Below are 2,978 nucleotides of genomic sequence, written 5' to 3'. Positions count from 1 at the left end.
GCCTCGAGTTCTTCGCGGTTATACACTGAACCACTCGGGTTGCACGGTGAACTGAACCACATCATTTTAGTTTTCGGGGTAATGGCTTTTTCCAGTTGCTCTGGAGTGATTTTGAAATCGCTTTCTACAGACGTTGGCACTTCTATCGGAACACCTCCGGAAAGTTTGATGATTTCGTAGTAAGAAACCCAGTAAGGCGCCGGCAAAATTACTTCATCACCTTCGTTTAACATGACTTGAGCCACATTGTAAAGCGATTGTTTGGCACCGGTAGAAACAACGATGTTGTTGGGTTTGTACTCGAGATTGTTGTCTCTTTTAAACTTGCGACAAATGGCTTCTTTAAGTTCTACATAACCGTCAACCGGAGTGTAAGTGCTGTAGTTGTCATCGATGGCTTTTTTGGCGGCTTCTTTGATGAAGTCGGGCGTGTTGAAATCGGGTTCCCCTAAACTAAGGCTGATAATGTCTTTGCCTTGGGCTTTTAGTTCCCTGGCCAAAGCGGCCATAGCTAGGGTTTGAGACGTAGATAGATTGTTAATTCTGTCCGATAAAATACTCATTGTGTTGTGTTTAAAATGGGGTTAAATAAACAGACGCCAAAGCGGCGTCTGTTTAGGTATTAGGCTAACTGCGGTTGTCTTCCCAATTCTCTTAAGTGTTTGAAGTGAGAAATGATGGCCGCTCGTGTTGTTTTGAATTCGTAATAAGGCAACTCACATTCTTTGGCCGTTTGTTTTACAATTTCGGCAATTTTACCATAGTGAATGTGGCTGATATTCGGGAAAATGTGGTGTTCAATTTGGTGGTTCAATCCGCCGGTGTAGTAGTTTACCAACCAGTTCTTAGGGGCAAAATTAGCGGTGGTAAACAATTGGTGGATAGCCCATGTATTTTCAATTTCGCCGTTTTCGTCCGGGATAGGATTATGAGTATCTTCTACCACGTGAGCCAATTGGAATACTACGCTCAAAATTACTCCGGCTGTATAATGCATTACCAAAAAGCCTAAAACCACTTTCCACCAAGTAATTCCCATCATCATAGGCAATACTAACCAAATGGAGAAATAGATAACTTTAGTAATGATTAAGGTAGTCCAACGAATCACCGGTTTTTTGAATTCGCCATAAGATAGATTTCTTTTCAAATAACGTTTCATTTGCAGGAAATCGGTGGTAATGGCCCAATTGAACGTTAACAAACCGTATAAGAAAACAGAATAGTAATGTTGGAATTTGTGAAAGCGATACCATTTAGCGGTTTTGGAAAAACGCAAAATTCTTCCGGCTTCCAAGTCTTCGTCGTGTCCTAAAATGTTAGTATAAGTATGGTGTAATACATTGTGTTGTACTTGCCAGTTGTATACATTTCCGGCCAAGATGTAAATGCTGCCGCCCATGATTTTGTTGACCCAAGATTTCGTTGAGTAGGAGCCGTGATTTCCGTCGTGCATTACGTTCATCCCAACGCCGGCCATTCCTACTCCTATAACTACGTTAAGCAAAAGGTAAGCCCAAAACGGCATATCCATTGCTAATAAGATAAAATAAGGAGTTAGGAAAATGGAAAACATTACAATGGTTTTAAGGTGTAATTTCCAATTTCCGGTTTTGTCGAGGTTATTTTCTTTGAAATAGTTGTTGACTCTGGAGTTTAGCGTTCTGAAAAACTTAAGATTGTCGTTTTTTGAGAAAACAGGTGTTGTGGTATTCATAAGTTAAAGGGTATTCTAAAAAAATTTTGCGTAAAGATAATTATATAATTTTTTTAAAGATGATAAAGCTATCATAAATATCAACTAAAACGTTATTTTTGTTGAAAACTCTTTTTATGGAAGAAATTATTAAACAATTTCCTAATCTCACTGATAATCAGCTTTTACAGTTTGAAAAATTAGAAGCATTGTATCACGATTGGAATGCGAAAATTAACGTTATTTCCCGAAAAGATATAGATGAATTGTACACCAAACACGTTTTGCATTCGTTAGCGATTGCCAAGGTGCAACCTTTTGAACCCGGAACTTATGTTTTAGATGTAGGAACGGGCGGTGGTTTTCCCGGGATTCCTTTGGCTATTTTATTCCCCGAAACCCGTTTTTATTTGATTGATGTGATTGCTAAAAAGATAAAAGTGGTCCAAGCCGTTGCGGAAGGTTTGGGGTTGAAAAATGTCAAAGCAGAACAAATGAGAGCCGAGAATGCAAAAGGCGATTACGATTTTATAGTTAGTAGAGCGGTAACCAATATGCCCGATTTTTACAGTTGGGTTAAAGATAAAATCAAAAAGCAAAACAAGCACGAGTTGAAAAACGGCATACTTTATTTGAAAGGTGGAGATTTAACCGAAGAGTTAAAAGATTTTCCCAAAGCAACCGAATACAACATCTCTGCGTTTTTCTCGGATTCTTTTTTCGAAACCAAAAAGGTAGTTCATTTGCCCTTGAAGTTTAAGCTATAAAAAAAGCCTCTCATTTCGAGAGGCTTTTTTTAGTTTATAACAATCTTCTTAGTAACGCTTCCGCGATCAGTATTGATGTTGACTAGGTAAATCCCTTTTGTCAATGAAACCGGAATTTCAAGCATTCCGTTGATGTTTTGGTGATTGACTGTGTAAATGGTTTTCCCCAACATATCTGTGATCGTTATGGCAGCATTTTCAATAGTATAGGAACTGTTGATTTCTATTGTTTTTTCTGCCGGATTTTTGATCCAAAGTGAAGCCAGTGCTTGGTCTGTTGTTGCCAAAGCGCCGTTGATAATTTCGTTCAAAGCAAAAGTCACATTGTTAGAATTTAACGTGACGTGATTTTCATTAACCGTTGGAATTGAAGAAGCTGCAAAAGGAGTTACTGATGAACCGGTAACAGGCGCGTAAAGATTGTTAGTTCCCGAGATAGCCATTGAACTCCAAGTTGGGATGAAGGTAAAATAGTCGGCGTTCAAGTTGTTGAAAAACTCGGTTAATAATGGGTC

4 protein-coding genes are annotated in these 2,978 nt (G+C 38.7%); 1 reads left to right on the top strand and 3 read right to left on the bottom strand.

Annotation, left to right across the window (positions count from 1 at the left end; genetic code table 11):
- Both ACIQ32_RS11665 and ACIQ32_RS11660 read right to left on the bottom strand, forming a co-directional pair.
- Nucleotides 1-563: aminotransferase class I/II-fold pyridoxal phosphate-dependent enzyme (locus ACIQ32_RS11665; RefSeq protein ID WP_396195856.1), on the bottom strand; the 563-nt coding region annotated here is incomplete at its 3' end.
- Between the two features lie 59 nt (nt 564-622).
- Complete coding sequence (locus tag ACIQ32_RS11660; RefSeq protein WP_396195855.1) at nt 623-1,717, bottom strand: fatty acid desaturase family protein; 1,095 nt, start codon at nt 1,715-1,717, stop codon at nt 623-625.
- A 116-nt stretch (nt 1,718-1,833) separates the two neighbouring features.
- Between ACIQ32_RS11660 and rsmG the strand changes: the two genes are divergently transcribed.
- Nucleotides 1,834-2,463, top strand: a complete 630-nt coding sequence (gene rsmG / locus ACIQ32_RS11655) for a 16S rRNA (guanine(527)-N(7))-methyltransferase RsmG (RefSeq protein WP_396195854.1) — start codon at nt 1,834-1,836, stop codon at nt 2,461-2,463.
- Nucleotides 2,464-2,492: 29 nt separating this feature from the next.
- On the opposite strand, the gene ACIQ32_RS11650 is transcribed toward rsmG, so the two are convergent.
- Nucleotides 2,493-2,978: T9SS type A sorting domain-containing protein (locus ACIQ32_RS11650; protein ID WP_396195853.1), on the bottom strand; the 486-nt coding region annotated here is incomplete at its 5' end.

It is taken from the genome of Flavobacterium sp. (assembly GCF_044373165.1).
In the GTDB taxonomy this organism is placed as follows: domain Bacteria; phylum Bacteroidota; class Bacteroidia; order Flavobacteriales; family Flavobacteriaceae; genus Flavobacterium.
Note: the sequence above shows the minus strand (reverse complement) of the source record. Positions and strands in the feature narration are given on the sequence as shown.

Excerpts from the sequence above, each read along its gene's own strand:
- rsmG (WP_396195854.1), top strand. The coding sequence starts at position 1,834 with ATGGAAGAAATTATTAAACAATTTCCTAATCTCACTGATAATCAGCTT.
- ACIQ32_RS11660 (WP_396195855.1), bottom strand. The coding sequence starts at position 1,717 with ATGAATACCACAACACCTGTTTTCTCAAAAAACGACAATCTTAAGTTT.